Below are 16,017 nucleotides of genomic sequence, written 5' to 3'. Positions count from 1 at the left end.
GCATGGTTGCGCGCACCGCGGACTCGGAGGCCATTCGAAAAGCCGTTGTCGGCGCGTCGATCGGCAACGCCGTGGAGTGGTTCGACTTCGCCATCTACGGGTTGTTGGCGACCTATATCGCCGAGAAGTTCTTCCCGCCGGGTGACGAGACCGCCGCGCTGCTCAACACATTCGCCGTCTTCGCCGCCGCGTTCTTCATGCGGCCCTTGGGCGGGTTCTTCTTCGGCCCACTCGGCGACCGGATCGGCCGCCAACGCGTTCTCGCGCTGGTGATTCTGCTGATGTCGGCCTCGACTCTGGCCATCGGGCTGGTCCCCAGCTACGACGCCATCGGGGTGGCCGCACCGCTGCTGTTGCTGTTCCTGCGGTGCCTGCAGGGCTTCTCGGCCGGCGGCGAGTACGGCAGCGGAGCGTGCTTCCTCGCCGAATACGCCACCGACAGGCACCGCGGCTTCATCGTGTCGTTTCTGGTGTGGTCGGTGGTCGTCGGTTTCCTTCTCGGTGCGCTGACGGTCACCGGTCTCGAAACCCTCCTGTCCGAACCGGCGATGAACTCCTACGGCTGGCGAATCCCCTTCCTGATCGCCGGCGCGCTCGGTGTCGTCGGCCTCTACATCCGGCTGCGGTTGAAAGACACACCGGAGTTCGAGAACCTGCGCGAGCAGGGTGAGGTCGCGACGTCACCGCTGCGCGAGGCGCTGCGCACCTCGTGGCGGCCCATCCTGCAGATCGCCGGCCTGGTGGTCATCCACAACGTCGGCTTCTACATCGTGTTCACCTACCTGCCAACGTATTTCACCGAGACACTCGAGTTCACCAAGGTCGACGCGTTCGTCTCGATCGCCGTCGCCAGCATGGTGGCCATCATCCTGATCCCGCCACTGGGCGCGCTGTCCGACCGGATCGGGCGCAAGCCGCTGCTGTATTCCGGTGCCATAGGCTTCGCCCTCTTCGCCTATCCGCTGTTCCTACTGCTGAATTCGGGCTCGCTGGCCGCCGCGGTCACCGCCCACGCCACCCTGGCGGCGCTCGAGTCGGTCTTCGTGTCGGCATCCTTGGCCGCCGGCGCAGAGCTGTTCGCCACCAGAGTCCGCTCCAGCGGATACTCCATCGGCTACAACATGTCGGTCGCCATCTTCGGCGGGACCGCGCCGTATGTGGCGACGTGGCTCGTCGACCGCACCGGCAATGAAATCGCTCCCGCCTATTACGTGATCGCCGCCGCCGCCGTCACCCTTGCGACGCTGTTGACGATGCGGGAAACCGCGCGGCGGCCGCTGCGAGCGACGGTGCACACATAGCGCACGCGTGGGCGGCGATTTCGGGGTATTTCGTTGCGGTCACCGCAACCGGGTGCACCGAAATCGGGTATGGCACACAATCGAAGGATGTCGACGGTGTCTTCACCGGTCTCGCCGATGCGCGTGGGGCTGGCCAGCTTCATCGGAACAACGGTCGAGTTCTACGACTTCCTCATCTACGGCACCGCAGCCGCGCTGGTCTTCCCGGAGCTGTTCTTTCCGGCCGTGTCCCCTGCGACGGGATTGCTGTTGTCGTTCGCGACTTTTGGCGTCGGGTTCGTCGCCCGTCCTCTCGGCGGTGTGGTGTTCGGTCACTTCGGGGACCGGGTGGGGCGCAAGAAGATGCTCGTCTACTCGCTGCTCGTGATGGGGATCGCGACGGCGCTGATGGGCCTTCTGCCGACCTATGCCCAGATCGGTCTCGCGGCCCCGATCCTGTTGACCGTGTTGCGGCTGGCGCAGGGTTTCGCGGTCGGAGGCGAGTGGGGTGGTGCGACGCTGATGGCCGTCGAGCACGCTTCGGACCGGCGCAAGGGGCTCTACGGGGCCTTCCCGCAGATGGGTGCGCCTGCCGGGACAGCGTGCGCGACGCTGGCGTTCTGGGCGGTGTCGCGGCTCCCCGACGACCAGTTTTTGGCGTGGGGATGGCGCATCCCGTTCGTGGCCAGCGCCCTGCTCATCGTCATCGGCCTGGTGATCCGGCTGTCGATATCGGAGAGCCCGGACTTTGCGGCGCTGCGGCAGCGCGCACAAGTGGTGCGCATGCCGATCGCCGACGCGTTTCGCAGGCACTGGAAGCAGATCCTGCTGGTCGCCGGCGCGTACTTGTCTCAAGGGGTGTTCGCGTACATCTGCGTGGCGTATCTGGTGTCGTACGGTACGACGGTTGCCGGGATCGGCCGTACGCAAGCGCTTTTCGGGGTGGCCGTGGCGGCGGTGGTAGCGGTCGCCACATACCCGATGTTCGGTGCGCTCTCCGACCGTCTGGGCCGCAAGCCCGTCTTCCTGGCCGGGGTGATCTGATGGGCATGTCGATCGGCCCGGCCTTCGCGCTGATCAACACCGGCAGCGCGCTGCTCTTCGGTGTCGCGCTTCTGCTGGTGTTCGGGTTCGCGATGGCGCCGGCCGCCGGCGTGACCGGCTCGTTGTTCAGTCTGGCGTTCGATCCCGACGTCCGTTACAGCGGGGTCTCGATCGGCTACACGCTGTCCCAAGTGGTGGGCTCGGCGTTCGCCCCGACCATCGCCACCGCGCTGTACGCGGCGACGAGGACCAGCGACTCGATCGTGGCCTATCTGGTTGCCGTCTCGGTGATCTCGGCGATATCGGCGTGTTTCCTACCGGGTACGTGGACGCGGCCGGCGGCGGATCAGCCGCGCGAACTCGACCGTCGAGCGGCGGACCGACTCCCATTCGAGTGACACCAGCAGCGTGTCGACCATCGCGAACGGCAGGGTGGTCGCCACCGCGCCGCGTCCGTATTCGATGTGCCACGAACCGGGATGGATCGTCAGGCCCCGCGCCTGACCCTTGTCCAGGCATGTGCGTTCACCGGGGAGCAACGTCATCGCGGCGCTGTCGTCGGATTCCAGGTCGTAGGAGTCGATACGTCCGGCCATCAGGAACTTGTGAATCTGCACCCGCTTGTAGCGTCCGGAGAAGCCCTGCGTGCCCGTCGGCGAACCGAAGATCACGATGTACTCGCGCGGACTGAAGTACACGAACCGGACCTTGCCCAGGATTCCGCCTGCTTTGCTCGCCACCCACCGTCCGGGTTCCGCATCAATGAGGTCGGGGTACGCCTCGGCGAGCAATTCGACGGCGCGGCTGGTCAGTTCGCCGGTGGGCAGTCCGACGAGCTGGGCAGCGACGCCGTGCAGCACGTCGGGGTCGATCTGGTAACGCATCAGCCGAACTCTATCGGCAGGCTCGTCGGTCCGCTCATGCCCAGCAGCGGCTTCCACGGTGCCGGCCCGGTGACGCGCGGGTTCGGCATGCGTCGCGCGATGATGACCAGGGCCTCGCAGAGCTCGCGTCGGGCGAGGTTGGCACCCAGGCAGTAGTGTGCGCCGCCGCCGAAGGTGAGGATCGGTGGCGGATCGGTACGGGTGATGTCGAAAAGGGTCGGATCATCGTAGATGGCCGGATCGCGGTTGGCCGCGTAGGTGTTCACGATGATGAATGTGCCCGCGGGGAAGGTGTATTCACCGATGGTGACGTCGTGAATGGCGCTGCGCACGGTGCTGCACATCGACGGCGAATGTCGCATCGTCTCTTCGACGGCGCACATCGCGAGTCCGGGTTGGTCGCGCAGCAGCTCCCATTGCTCGGGATGCTCGCACAACACCTGCATGGACGCCGCCAGTTGGCTTCGGGTGGTGTCGGTGCCCGCGATCAGGATGCTGAACGCCAGCATGCGAAGCTCCCCCGCGTTGAGTCGGTCGCCGTCGTCTTCGGTGCGGATCAGCTCGGAGAGCAGATCGTCGGTGAGGTCCTCGCGCCGATGGGTGATCATCTCGTCGATGTAGGCGTCGAATTCGTCCCACGCCTTGCGGACCACCGGCTCTTCCTCGGCCAGATCGCAGTCGAAGCTGACGATCTTGAAGATGTCCTCGGCCCACCGGGAGAACCGCTGCCAATCCCGGCGGGGCGCGCCCAAAAGCGCGCAGATGACCGGGATCGGGTACGGCCTGGCGATGTCGTCGACGAATTCGCACCGGCCGCGGGCGTCGACTCGGTCGATCAGTTCGTTGACCACGGTGTGGATGGTGGGGTCCATGCGCGCCGTCCCGCGTGGCGTGAATGCCTTCGACACCAACCCGCGCAATCGGCGGTGCTCCTCGCCGTCCATATTCAGGATGCTGCGGGTCACCCTGTCCCACAACTCCCCTGAGGTGATCCCATGTGCGGACAGGTGTATGCCCTGCGGGATTCCGAAGCGCGGGTCACGCAGAACGGTCCTGGCCAGTTCGTAGGACAGCACCTCCGGGCCGATCGGGCCGAGCGCGATCGGCGCTTCCTGCTGCGCCGCGCGGAACTGAGGGTAGATCTCCTGGGGGGTCGCTGTGATGTCGTAGGTCAGCGTCGGCAGTCCGGCGTCGAAGACGCTGGGTTTGGCCGCTCCGAGGGTCATGGCGTCGTCCCCGCGCGGATCCTCAGGGGGAGCTCGCGCAGCGAGCAGGTCGCCGAGGGCCACGTAATCTCCGGGACGTAGCCCTCGATCAGGTCGAAATCCGATATGCGCGTGAGCCATTCGGTTACCACCAGCCTCAGCTCCATCCGGGCCAGGTGGGCTCCCAGGCATCGGTGCGGACCGCCACCGAAGCCCCAGTGCTTGTGCAACTTGCCGTCCATCACCAGGTCGTCGCCGGAGTGGGGATCGCTTCCGTCACGGTTGATCGCGCCGACACAGAGTCGAACCTGTGATCCGGCCGGCAAGGTGACGCCCGCGACGGTCACCGGCCGGGTGGTCACGCGCCCGAGCACCGGCGCCGCGGGCTCCAACCGGATCACCTCCTCGACGAACGCGCCGACGTGGTCGGGGTTCTCGCGCAGGTGCCGGCGCAGATCGGGGCGACGGGCCAGCTCCAGCATCGCGGCGCCGATCGAGGCGGTGACGGTGTCCAGGCCCGCGAGGACGAACACCAGCGACATCCCCGTGGCTTCCGCGTCGGACAGCGCATCCTCGCCGTGGAGCACGTCTGACAGTATGCCCACCTGTGGCGACTCCCGCTGTGCCTGAACGGCTTCGGTGAGATAGCCGAAGAGTTCGGCTGCCGGGGTCAGGTCCACGCTGTTGGGATCGGTCGCCAGGCTGACCGCGATGATCGCGTCCTTCCAGGCGATCAGCCGTTCGCGGTCGTCGAGCGGAAGGCCGAACAGGGTGAGGAAGACCTGCGAGGGATACGGGATCGCGAGATCGGCCATCACTTCACACTCGGAACGGCCAGCGATCTCGTCGATGATGTCGATCACCTGCGCCTGCAGCGACGGCAGCAGCGCGCTCAGCGTCTGGGGGCTGAAGTACGGATGCAGGAGCCGGCGGTAGCGGGTGTGTTCGGGAGGATCGAACCCCAGCGGCACCAGGGGCACCGGGCTGATCATGTCGTCGTAGTCGGTTCTCGACGAGAACGTTTCCGGATCGCGCAGTGCGGCAAGCACATCCTCGCGGCGGGTGAAGTAATACCAGCCCTCGCCGTAGAGCAGCGGGCCGAGGTCGCGCAGCTTGGCCCAGCCCGCACCGCGGTCCCGCGCCATCGGCAGGTCCTCGTAGAGGACCTGCGTCAACCCCGAACCCTCGCTCATGACACGTTGGTGGCCAGAAACGTCAGCGGAAGGCCCAGGACCGACAGGTCGATCTCGTCGAGATACGAACCCTCTCCGGAGAAGCCCTGGCGGAAGCGGGTGGTCGAGCCGTAGCGCTGCGCGACCGATTCCGCCGCCGAGGCGTCGGGCACCCGCAGCACCACCGTGTAGACACCGTCACCCCGACGCTCGAGGAAGTCGTTGACGTAGTTCGCCACCGAGGCCGTCGAGCCGGGAACCGGGCTGATCAGCTCGATCCCCCGGTTCCAATCCAGGTGGACGCGCACGCCGAGTTCGGTCAGTTCGGCTTCTTCGAATGCGAAGCCGAGGTCGGTGAACAGCGACGCCATCGCGACCCGCCGTTCCGGTGCCACCGCGAACACGACGTGGTGCAACTGCAGTGGTTCGGACGTCATTTCCGGACCAGTCCACGCGGGCGGACGAGGCCGAGGTCCAGGTGGGTCAGCCAACCGGGCGGGCCGTCGCAGACGTCGGGAATGGCGTTGATGGCACCCATCGCGGTCCACGTGTAGCCCGGGTGTGTCATGGTCCCGTCCGCTGCCACCAAACCGTGCATCGTGAGTTCGGTGGGTGGGTCACCCTCGATGACGATGCGATAGCGGGTCCTTCCCCAATCCCACGCGGGGTCGAGTTGATCGGGGCCGGCGGTCAGGTAGATGGCGTGGTACACGATCAACGGGTTGCCATCGACCCAGGCGGTCCACTCGTGGTGTTGTGCGGCAACCGTTCCCCGCGGGATCGCGCCTTCGTCGTGCGCGATGTCCTCGGTGGCGACGGCGGCCTTCACGTCCGCGGCGGTCACGTCGTCGATGGTCACCCCGAGGCCGTCGGCGACCATGTGCATCGACTGCGCGAAGAACGGCACACCCAGACCGAGAATCGTTGGCTCCGAGAGGAACTGGCCCTTGTCCTTGCCGAACCCCATCCAGTCGATGTGGTCCATGGGGGCATCGGTCAGCACATTGACGACTTCCCACACCTCGATCCTGTCGACCCTGCTGGCGACGCGGGCAAGCGTGAGCGGAAGTATGTCGCCCGCGTAACCGGGATGGATGCCACCGGCGTGGAACGATGTCCCGCCGTCCTGACATGCCGCCCGGATCCTGTCGCCGCCCTCGCGAAACCGTTCGGTCGGATGGAAGAAGCCACTGGTGGTGACGACGTTCTTGCCCGAGCGCAGGAGCCGGCACACGGTGTCGACGTCCATGATGATCGGCGTGTAGAACACACAGTCGGCGTCGAGTGCGACCATCGCCTCCACATCGTCGGTCGTGGCCACTCCGGTCGGTCCGATGCCTGCGATCTCACCGGCGTCCTTGCCGACTTTGTCCTTGCTGTGCACCAACACGCCGACGAGGTCGAATATCGGGCACTGCGTGAAATGTCGCACTCCGACTTGACCGACGTCGCCCGTCATCCACTGAATGACCCGGTACGTTTTGTCAGACATTGAGCACTCCCCTCGGAAGCAGAAGCGGCAGATCGTTGTACGTGGCGATGCCGGGAGGTGCGGCCACGACGGCAGGTATCGCGGTGATCGCCGGCATCGCGACAATCGACAGGCCCAGCATGATGTAGTCGTCCAACGTCTCGCCGACGAATCCCTCGGGTGGAAGGAAGCTCAGGGTGGTCTTGATCGTCGGCGTGCCCTGAACCTCCACGGTGTAGCCCATGTCGAGTTCCCAATCCGGTTGCAGGGTCTGCCCCTTGCGCCACCGACCGCGGATCTCGACGACCTCCTTGTCGCCGATGATGCCTTTCCAGGCGACGTCCACCCCGGCGACACAGCCTTTCGCGATCAGCCAGTCCCCGGGCAGGTGTAGGTCTTCGGTGGTCTGGGCGTAGGCGACGTCGCACCGGACCTCGTCGAGTTCGACGCCGAGCGCGTCGGCCACGAGAAGAACTCCGTCGCGGAAGATCGCCGAGCCCTTTTCGGTGATCGACTTCAGTTCCGGCAGATCGATGGGATACCCGAAGCCCATGAGCTTTTCGGTGGCGGGCGAGTTGTAGATGGTGGTGTCGATGGCCTCCACGACCGAAACCTTGTCCACACGTTCCGACAGCCCGGCCGAGATGACGGCGAACAGTTGGATGAACCCCGGGTTGATGCCGCTGCCGAAGATGGTCGAGCCGCCATCCCGACAGGCCCCGACGATGCGGTCGCGGTCATCGCCGAAGAAATGTCCGGTGATGAACTCGGACGTGGAGACGATGTTGATGCCGGCGCTCAGTATTCGCATCATGTCGTCGACATCGGCGAACATCGGGTTGTAGACAACGCAATCCGGCTCCAGCGCCAGCAGTGCATCGATGTCATCGGTCGCGGACACGCCGAGCGCGTCGATGCCGCACAGCTCCCCCACATCGCGGCCGACCTTGTCCTTCGACCACGCGTAGCACCCGACCAGCTCCAGGTGCGGGTTCAGTGCGACAGCGCGGACGGATCGCTTGCCGACATTTCCCGTCGTCCACTGAACGATCCGATACGTCATGCCGCGGACCGTTCGGCGGGGCTGAAGACGACGGGCACCGAACGAAACCCGCGCGTGACCGAACTTCCGTGAAAGTGTGGCGAAGCATCCGGGTCGATGGCGAGATCCGGCATCCGCGCCAGCACCTGCTCGATACCGACCTGCAACTCCAAGCGCGCGAGATTCGAGCCGAGGCATCGATGGACACCCGCACCGAATCCGAGATGGCGGTTCTCGCGACGATCGAGGATGCACCGGCCGGCGTCTCGGAACTCACGCTCGTCCCGGTTAGCGGAGGCGTAGTTGACGATGACCGACTCGCCGGGGCGGAACGTATGCCCTCCCAGCTCAACCTCTTTCGCGACCGTGCGGGGAATTCCGTGTATCGATCCCCCGAACCGGATGAACTCCTCGACGGCGCGGGGCAGCATCTCGCGGTCCCCGGCCAACTGGTCGCGTTCCGCCGGGTGAGTGGCCAGGTGATGAAAGGCGAATGACATTGCATTGGCGGTGGTCTCGAGGCCCGCTTGCACCAGTAACATCGCGTTGGAGACGACATCGGCGAACGGCAGCTTCTCACCGTCGATCTCGGCCGACAGCAGCACATCGATCATGTCATCGTGCTCCGGCTCGGTGCTGCGCGCTGCGACCGCGTCGTGGATGTGTTGATAGAGCCCGCCCCATGCCGCCATGCGCGAGTCCTCGGTCGCCCCGTTGAGAGCGGTGTCGGTCAGCTCGATGCACAGCGGGACATCGTCGATCGGCATGCCGAGTAGGTACTTGAAGAACACGACGCCGGGCTGCCGCCAAGCCACCTCGGCCAGATCTCCTGCGCCTTGCTCGATGAAGCCGTCGATGAGCCGGTCCGTCTCCTCACGTATCTGAGGTCGAAGCGCCTTCATCCGAGCCGGCGAGAAGTACGGGTTGAGCACCTTGCGGAACTTCTGCTGCCGCGGGGGATCCAACGTGATGACCAGGTCGCCGGCGAGGTGCTCGGAGGCCTCCGGTGTCGGATTGCTGGAGAAGTGCTGCCAATCCTGCAGGATCTTGTAGCACTGCTCGTAGCGCACCGCGACCCATGCGCCGCCGGGCGTCGCGCTCAGGAACGGCGAATCGGTATGGGCGAAGGGCGCGTTTCGGCGCATCACCGCGTACACGTCGTAGAGGAGCTCCTCATCGTTGAAGTCCTCGTGGCGCAGATCCCAGTTCTCCGCGTGCTGCTCCGGCGACCTTCGACTCACGGGGCCGAATCCTGCTGCTGTTGCGCCGCTTTGCGGGCTTCGCTCTCCTCGTGAATGCGCACCAGTTCGCGGAATCCGATCCGGTCGTACTTGGGAACCGGTTGGATGCCCCACTCGTCGCGCGCGGTGTCCTTGCCTTCGGCGCCTTCCGGGGGCCCGAGCATCGGGTACGGGACCTTGCACTCGAGCGTGTCGTCGGAATAGCGGACCTTGAGCAAACCGCTGCAGATCTCGGTCAAGCTCAGGGTCGGGTAGCCGTACCACACCGCCATGAACGGCAGTGTGAACGCTCCCTCGATGACAAGGGCGATGAGGCAGACGAGCACCGCGCGCTTGATGTACTTGTGCATGCGCGCGTAGTAGGGCGTGGTGCCCGGGGGCAGATCCTCTGCGGGGTCTTTTTCGTCGGTGGACGAGGACGGTGAAGGCGTCATGGTGTGCTCCTGGCGTTCAGTCGGAGAAGATTTCGCGGTTGACCGTGTGCAGATACGGGATCGCGAGGAACGGGGTGATGTAGAAGATGTCGTAGATCCACCAGCCGATGACGGGGAACAGCACACCGGCGTAGCGGGCGTCGGCGTACATCGTCATGTTGAACACGTAGGCACACCAGATCACCACGCCCATCCAGCAGGTGATGATCATCCACTGGTGACCCCACCGCTTCATCTGCAGAAAGCCGATCGCCGCCGCGCACCGCATGGCGAAGACGGTGAGGATCAGGCCCGCGACATACGCCTTCTCGCCGGGCACCGCGGATCCGCCGACCCAGGGTTCGTTGTAGTGCCAGAAGTACGCGGCGTCGAACATGTGGCCCCAGCCGATCATCAGCACGCGGTTGATCAGCGTGTGGTTGGCCACCAGATCCAGCGCCCAGCCCAGGCTGTTGAGCATGCCGTCGATCAACACCAGGTAGCCGATGAGGGTGACGATCATCGGCCGCACCGACAGTCCGGCGCGCGCGGCCTGGCGTTGCAGCCAGACTCCGCGCATGAAGATCGGGAACCCGATGAGGCCGGGCGCCCACATGCCCATCAGTGCGGCACCGATGATCATCCACTTGTCGGCCCGGCGTTGCGCGAGCCGGGATTCTTCGTGGTGGTCCTCGAGACTGACTGTCGCCGTGGTGGTCACAGCGACCACCATCCACGGTCGAAGGACATATAGAGCTGGATCAGGAACATCGCCAGCAGATAGCCGTAGATGACGATCTGCAGGATGATGAGCGCCTTCTTGCGCTGCTTCTCCTTCGGGTCCACGCGGGACTCCTTCCTAGCGTGTGGAATTCGGGTTGTCAGTCGTGGTCAGGCTGGCCACTGCCACTTCACGTAAGCCGTCGGTGACCGCGCCGTCGCTGGAGAGCGGCGCAAGGATGCACGCTTCGGCGGCATCCAATTCCGTTGCGCCGGCGGCGACCAACTGCGCGGCGGTGACGAGGACACGCGTTGACGGCGGCTCGAAGTGGAACGCCTCATCGGCGGTGCGGATCGCGGTGGCGCAGGCGACCAGTCGTCGAGCGGTCGCCAACTCGATGCCCGCCTCCGCGACGATCACCTCGGCCTCACGGTCCGCTGGAAGGTAGGTCATCGGAAGCGTGACAAAGCGCTGGCGGAACGACGGTTTGAGCTCTTTGAGCGAACTGCGGTAGGCCGGGTTGTAGGAGCACACCAGCATGAAGGTGTCGGGCGCTCGGACCACCTCGCCGGCGCGGTCGAGATAGAGGGCGCGGCGATGATCGGTCAGAGAGTGCAGGATGGCCAGCGAGTCGTGGCGGGCCTCCACCACCTCGTCGAGATAGCAGATCGCGCCGGCCTTCACACCCCTGGTGAGCGGCCCGTCGGTCCACACGACGTCGCCTCCGGTCACCATGAACCGGCCGACGAGGTCCGAGCTGGTCAGGTCGTCATGGCAGCTGATGGTGACGACGGGCCTGCGCAGCAGCGCCCCCATGTGTTCGACCAAGCGCGTCTTACCGCACCCGGTCGGACCGGTCAGCATCACCGGCAGCCGCTGGTGGAATGCCTGCTCGAACAGCTGAACCTCGTTGCCGTTCGAGTAGTAGGTGTCGGTTGTCACGATGGATGCAGCTCCTTCGGGTGGTGATGGTTCATGCGGCGACCAGTTCGCGGTGCACGTGTGCAAGGACGCGCGGGAGGTCCTCGACCCGTCGTATGCGTTGGGATCGCCGCGGTCCGAAGACCTCTGGCAGCGGGTCCACCCGGGTGGGCCCGACGCCGACGTAGTAGATGGACACTCCGGCTTCGGCGGCTTCTTCGACCGCGTGGGCGGCGTCGGCCCATGCGTAGCGGCCTTCGTAGCCCTCGTCGGAGATCAGGCCATCTCCTATGACGATGAGCAGTCGCCGCTCGGAGGGCTGCGCGAGCAACCGGCTCGTGAGGTGCCTCAGGGGTGCGCCGAGCCTGGTGTAGCCGCCGGCGGACAGTCCCAGCCGGCTCGGCGGCACGAACCGCCGGTCCTCGAAGTCCTTGAGGCAGTTCACCTCGACACGGTGGCGGGTGTTGCCGGTGAACATGAAGATGCCGTGACGCTCCCGCGCATGCGTCATCGCCCGCGACAGCGCGTCAGCACATGCCAGCTCCAGCTTGAAGACCCGGCCCCCGCGCACACCGAGCGACGAACTGCCGTCCAGCAGAAGCGCGGTCGTGACGTCGCGGCTGCTGGGCAGCAGTTCGCGGAAGATACGCGGTTCGACGGCCTCACCGGTGGTCAGGTCGATGTAGTGGCGCACGTACTGTTCGACGTCCAGATCGGAACCGTCCTCGAGACGGTTCGTCATCGCGCGATGGGTGTGCTCGGTGAACCACTTCCGCAGGTCCGCCGACGCCGCGCCCGGCTGGCGGTCCCGGCTGGGATGGGGGCGTTCCAGGACCGCCACGTGGTCTCGCATGAAGCTCTTGGTCCATGCGTTCCACTCTGGATACGGAATGCCGGGCCGGTGCTCGGGAGTGACGTCCATATCGTTGTCCTGCGGCCGACTCGGCGGGGGCAGGTTCGGGTTGCGCACACCGCCGTCGCCGCCGACGGGAACGGAGTACGGGCGCGGCAGGCGTTTCTGCGTCGTGGTCCACGGCATCCGGCCGAAGGTGCGTCGCATCTTGTCGGACAGGCTCTGCGGCACCGTGTAGGCCGACGGCAACCTGCCGACCACCGACGGCACCGACAGCGGATCACTCGTGCGCGCCAACGAGATTGCGCGGTTGAGCATGGACTCGACGGTGGTGTCCTGCGGCAGCGCTTCAACATTGGGCAACAGGCGCCGCATCTCTGCCAGCAGCCCCGGCCAGTTGGCGCCAACCCACCCGAGCGCGACGCCGGCCTCGACGAGCGTCAGTGCCCGGAGCTCGCGTGCGGACAATTCGTTGATCCGGAACTCGACGACCCGATCCTTGGACGGCGAACATTGCAGAGCCACACCGCAGGTCAGTGTTCTGCGCGTCCAGTCGCGGCCCAGTGACGGGTACGGCACCTGCACGTAGTCCAACGATCCGCTCAGGCTGAACTGGCGGTGCTCGCCGGTCACCAGGCGCACACCCTCGCGACGTTTGTCGCTCAGCGCGACGGCGGTCACGGCGCAGCTGCGTTCGATCGCCATCGCGTGCGCGTCGGACAGTTCGGTCATCGTGGCCCTAGAACGTGCCCAGACTCGAGAACATCCAGTACCAGAACCAGATGACAAGGGCGGCTCCGCCCCAGGCGCCGACGTATCGCAATATCTCCCAGATCCAGGCCCACACTGTGCACTCCTCTGTCGTGTCGTCGTTTGTGCGATCGGGTCATCGCACCTCCAGCCCATGAACGGCGGTCGCCACGAGCTTGGTGAGCATCGTGTCGCGCGTACCGGGGTTGTCCGTGGTGGTGAGCACCCCGTAGATGCCGAGCAGGAAGAACGTTGCGCTGTAGAACGCGTCGACCTCTAGATGCACCTCACCATCGCCGCGCGCCCGCTCCAGCTCGCGGACGAGCAAGACGATGACCGGGTGGTCGGTCCACTCGTCCTTGTGTGGACGGGTAGGTGAGAAGTGCAGCGCCAGTATCTCTTTGAACAGTATCGGGCCGAACCGCTGCTCCAGGCCGGTGACCAGATCCACCAGCTCGGTCAGGGTGGCGGCCAGATCATGACGCTGCTGCAGGAAACCGGCGAACTCGTCCGCGATCCGCGATTCCTCACGGCGCTCCAACTCCAGGAGCACATGTTCCTTGCTCGGGAAATGGAAGAAGAACGTCCCGTGTGCGACCTCTGCGACCCTCGCGATCGAGTTGACGTCCGCCCCGGCCATACCGGCACGCGTGAACTCGGTGATCGCCGCGGCGAGGATGCGCTCCCGCGTCTGCAGCCGCCGCGCTTCACGCGTCGACACGTTCGCCTGCGCCGTCATGATTCGCTATTTGTAACCTAGTTACTGACCTAAGTCAATGAGTGAAGTCAGTCGAGACGTCAATCGGAGAAGATCTCGCGGTTGACCGAGTGCAAGTAGGGAATGGCCAGGAATGGCGTGATGTAGAAGATGTCGTAGATCCACCAGCCGACCACCGGCAGGATCACCCCGGCGTAACGCACGTCGGCGTACATGGTCATGTTGAACACGTACACGCACCAGATCACCACACCCATCCAGCAGGTGATGATCATCCACTGGTGCCCCCACCGCTTCATCTGCAGGAAGCCGATCGCCGCGGCGATCCGCATGCAGAAGACGGTGAGGATGAGACCGACCTCGAGCGCCTTTTCGCCGGGACCCGCCGCACCGCCGAGCCACAGTTCGTTGTAGTGCCAGAAATACCCGGCGTCGAACATCGCGCCCCAGCCGTTCAACAGGACTCGGGCCAACAACGTGTGGTGGGCTACCAGATCCAGCGCCCATCCGAAGACGTTGATCGCGGCGTCGACGATGACGCAGTAGCCGAGCAGCGTCACCAACATCGGCCGAACGGTCAGGCCCTCCCGTGCCGCGTTACGCAGAATCCACACACCGCGTAAGAAGAGCGGCAGGCCGAACACGCCGAGTGCGGCCGTGCCGATGAGAATGCTGCCCGCGATCAGCCATTTGTCGGCCTGTCGTTGCACCTGGCGCGATCGCTCCATGTGCTCGTCGAGGCCGCTTGTGGTCCCGGCATTCACGGGCATGGTCAAAGGCCACCTCCTGCATCGCTCAGCGCATGAGCTTTGCAGTGTGGCTGACTTTAGTCAACCATCATCGGGCTTCGATGCCGCGCAACGTCCTTGCCACATAGTCGTCGAGCATCGAGCCCTGCGTCGGCCACTCATGCGTGGTGGTCAACAGCGCATAGAGACCGAGCAGGAAGAACACCGCGCTGTTCATCGGGCTGACGTCAGGTGCGACCCGACCCGCTTTCTGCGCACGTTCGATCTCCTGAGCGACCCTGACGATGACCGGGTGCTCATCGCTCTCGTCAGTGGGTCGCGTCTGGGAAAAATGCAGCGCCAAAAAGTCTTTGAACAGCGTCGCGCCCAGACGGCGCTCGAGTCCCAGCACCAGTCGGACGGCCTCCTGGAGCACAGCGGACAGGCTGCGAGCGGAATCGGCATACCGACCGAGCTGCTTGGCGATGCGCTCTTCTTCCCTGCGCTCCAACTCGAGCAGTACGTGCTGTTTGGTGGGAAAGTGGAAGAAGAAGGTGCCGTGCGCGACCCCGGCGGCGGCCACGATCGCTCCCACGCCGGCCTCGGCCATCCCCGACCGCTTGAACTCGGCGATGGCGGCTCCCATCAGCCGCTCGCGGGTTTGCAGGCGTTTCGCCTCGCGCGCTGAGGGTTTGTCCACCACGGCCATGACCCGACGATAGCAATACCGGTCGGGTATTGACATGTGTGATTGACTGCAGTCAATTTCGGAAGGAGTCTGCGATGGCGCTGGAACAGTTCAACCTCGCCGGGCAGGTCGCGATCGTCACCGGAGCCGGCAAGGGAGTCGGCGAGGGTATCGCGAGGGTGCTCGCGGAAGCGGGCGCCACGGTCGTCGGCACGGCACGTACCGAATCAGACATCGTGGAAACAATCAAGGGCATCGAGGATTCGGGTGGCAAGGGGCTGGCCCTGGTGGCCGACGCGATGAGCCGACCGGACGGTGAGCGCGTGGTGAACACGGCAATGAAAGAGTTCGGGCGCATCGACATCCTCATCAACAATGTGGGCGGTTCGACGTTCGGGTCGTTTCTCGACATCACCGACGAGGACTTCCGGCACACCTTCGACTGGTGTGTCACGTCAGCGTTCATCATGAGTCAACTCGCCGCCCGTCACATGATCGAGGCCGGCCACGGCAACATTGTCAACATCTCCTCGGGCTCAGCACGTTTCGGCATCCGCGCGCTTACCGCGTACTGCGTCGCGAAGGGTGGGCTCGAAGCGCTCACCCGGGCGATGGCCCAGGAGTTGGCGCCGAAGATCCGCGTCAATGCCATCGCACTCGGCTCGTTCGCCACCGAGGGACTGCAATCCGGCCTCGATATGATGCCGGGGGCATTGGACACGATGCTCTCGCTCACGCCGCTGCATCGACTCGGCGACGTCGAGGATCTCGGTCGGCTCTGTGTCTACCTATCGACCAAGGACTGCTACGCGACCAACGCCATCTTCCACGTCGACGGCGGAATCGACTCGAACAACCTGCCACTGCCCATACCCGACTACTGATA

Annotated in this window: 17 protein-coding genes and 1 pseudogene; 3 read left to right on the top strand and 15 right to left on the bottom strand. The window is 65.2% G+C overall.

Annotated features, from left to right (window positions below; all coding sequences use genetic code 11):
* The first annotated feature begins 2 nt into the window (after positions 1–2).
* On the top strand, positions 3–1,301 hold the full coding sequence (locus AAHH99_RS18075; RefSeq protein ID WP_064412967.1) for an MFS transporter: 1,299 nt from the start codon (positions 3–5) through the stop codon (positions 1,299–1,301).
* Positions 1,302–1,418: 117 nt separating this feature from the next.
* Positions 1,419–2,722 (top strand): annotated as a pseudogene (locus tag AAHH99_RS18070) (MFS transporter).
* On the opposite strand, the gene AAHH99_RS18065 reads toward AAHH99_RS18070, so the two are convergent.
* The 15 genes from AAHH99_RS18065 to AAHH99_RS17995 all read right to left on the bottom strand — a co-directional run bounded on the left by AAHH99_RS18065 (position 2,639) and on the right by AAHH99_RS17995 (position 15,152).
* Positions 2,639–3,208 carry an isomerase gene (locus AAHH99_RS18065; RefSeq protein WP_418769956.1) on the bottom strand — a complete coding sequence of 190 codons (570 nt, stop codon included), beginning with the start codon at positions 3,206–3,208 and terminating at the stop codon, positions 2,639–2,641. The pseudogene AAHH99_RS18070 and the gene AAHH99_RS18065 sit on opposite strands and share 84 nt — an antisense overlap.
* Positions 3,208–4,434, bottom strand: coding sequence for a cytochrome P450 (locus tag AAHH99_RS18060; protein ID WP_418769955.1), 1,227 nt, complete (start codon positions 4,432–4,434; stop codon positions 3,208–3,210). Before AAHH99_RS18060 ends, AAHH99_RS18065 begins: the two co-directional genes overlap by 1 nt.
* On the bottom strand, positions 4,431–5,606 hold the full coding sequence (locus tag AAHH99_RS18055; RefSeq protein WP_418769954.1) for a cytochrome P450: 1,176 nt from the start codon (positions 5,604–5,606) through the stop codon (positions 4,431–4,433). The genes AAHH99_RS18060 and AAHH99_RS18055 overlap by 4 nt, the downstream gene beginning before the upstream one ends.
* Positions 5,603–6,022, bottom strand: coding sequence for a hypothetical protein (locus AAHH99_RS18050; protein WP_064346483.1), 420 nt, complete (start codon positions 6,020–6,022; stop codon positions 5,603–5,605). Before AAHH99_RS18050 ends, AAHH99_RS18055 begins: the two co-directional genes overlap by 4 nt.
* A complete protein-coding gene (locus AAHH99_RS18045) occupies positions 6,019–7,077 on the bottom strand; it encodes a dihydrodipicolinate reductase (RefSeq protein WP_418769953.1) in 1,059 nt (352 codons plus the stop codon). The genes AAHH99_RS18050 and AAHH99_RS18045 overlap by 4 nt, the downstream gene beginning before the upstream one ends.
* Complete coding sequence (locus AAHH99_RS18040) at positions 7,070–8,119, bottom strand: dihydrodipicolinate reductase (RefSeq protein ID WP_418769952.1); 1,050 nt, start codon at positions 8,117–8,119, stop codon at positions 7,070–7,072. Before AAHH99_RS18040 ends, AAHH99_RS18045 begins: the two co-directional genes overlap by 8 nt.
* Positions 8,116–9,339 (bottom strand): cytochrome P450, encoded by a 1,224-nt coding sequence (locus AAHH99_RS18035; protein ID WP_418769951.1) that lies wholly within the window; start codon positions 9,337–9,339, stop codon positions 8,116–8,118. Before AAHH99_RS18035 ends, AAHH99_RS18040 begins: the two co-directional genes overlap by 4 nt.
* Positions 9,336–9,773 (bottom strand): hypothetical protein, encoded by a 438-nt coding sequence (locus tag AAHH99_RS18030; protein WP_064412886.1) that lies wholly within the window; start codon positions 9,771–9,773, stop codon positions 9,336–9,338. The genes AAHH99_RS18035 and AAHH99_RS18030 overlap by 4 nt, the downstream gene beginning before the upstream one ends.
* A 16-nt stretch (positions 9,774–9,789) precedes the next feature.
* Positions 9,790–10,473 carry a hypothetical protein gene (locus AAHH99_RS18025; protein WP_418769950.1) on the bottom strand — a complete coding sequence of 228 codons (684 nt, stop codon included), beginning with the start codon at positions 10,471–10,473 and terminating at the stop codon, positions 9,790–9,792.
* A complete protein-coding gene (locus tag AAHH99_RS18020; RefSeq protein ID WP_255361544.1) occupies positions 10,470–10,598 on the bottom strand; it encodes a hypothetical protein in 129 nt (42 codons plus the stop codon). Before AAHH99_RS18020 ends, AAHH99_RS18025 begins: the two co-directional genes overlap by 4 nt.
* Positions 10,599–10,611: 13 nt before the next feature.
* Positions 10,612–11,415, bottom strand: coding sequence for a CbbQ/NirQ/NorQ/GpvN family protein (locus tag AAHH99_RS18015; RefSeq protein ID WP_418769949.1), 804 nt, complete (start codon positions 11,413–11,415; stop codon positions 10,612–10,614).
* A gap of 31 nt (positions 11,416–11,446) precedes the next feature.
* A complete protein-coding gene (locus tag AAHH99_RS18010) occupies positions 11,447–12,979 on the bottom strand; it encodes a nitric oxide reductase activation protein NorD (RefSeq protein WP_418769948.1) in 1,533 nt (510 codons plus the stop codon).
* 154 nt (positions 12,980–13,133) lie between these two features.
* Positions 13,134–13,736 carry a TetR family transcriptional regulator gene (locus AAHH99_RS18005; protein ID WP_418769947.1) on the bottom strand — a complete coding sequence of 201 codons (603 nt, stop codon included), beginning with the start codon at positions 13,734–13,736 and terminating at the stop codon, positions 13,134–13,136.
* Between the two features lie 59 nt (positions 13,737–13,795).
* A complete protein-coding gene (locus tag AAHH99_RS18000; RefSeq protein ID WP_231745160.1) occupies positions 13,796–14,443 on the bottom strand; it encodes a hypothetical protein in 648 nt (215 codons plus the stop codon).
* A 109-nt stretch (positions 14,444–14,552) separates the two neighbouring features.
* Complete coding sequence (locus tag AAHH99_RS17995; RefSeq protein WP_418769946.1) at positions 14,553–15,152, bottom strand: TetR family transcriptional regulator; 600 nt, start codon at positions 15,150–15,152, stop codon at positions 14,553–14,555.
* A 74-nt stretch (positions 15,153–15,226) separates the two neighbouring features.
* Between AAHH99_RS17995 and AAHH99_RS17990 the strand changes: the two genes are divergently transcribed.
* Positions 15,227–16,015, top strand: a complete 789-nt coding sequence (locus tag AAHH99_RS17990) for an SDR family NAD(P)-dependent oxidoreductase (protein ID WP_064405471.1) — start codon at positions 15,227–15,229, stop codon at positions 16,013–16,015.
* Positions 16,016–16,017: the final 2 nt, after the last annotated feature.

It is taken from the genome of Mycobacterium neumannii, from assembly GCF_048452905.1.
GTDB classification, from domain to species: Bacteria; Actinomycetota; Actinomycetes; order Mycobacteriales; family Mycobacteriaceae; genus Mycobacterium; species Mycobacterium neumannii_B.
This window is presented reverse-complemented; position numbering and strand designations above follow the sequence as displayed.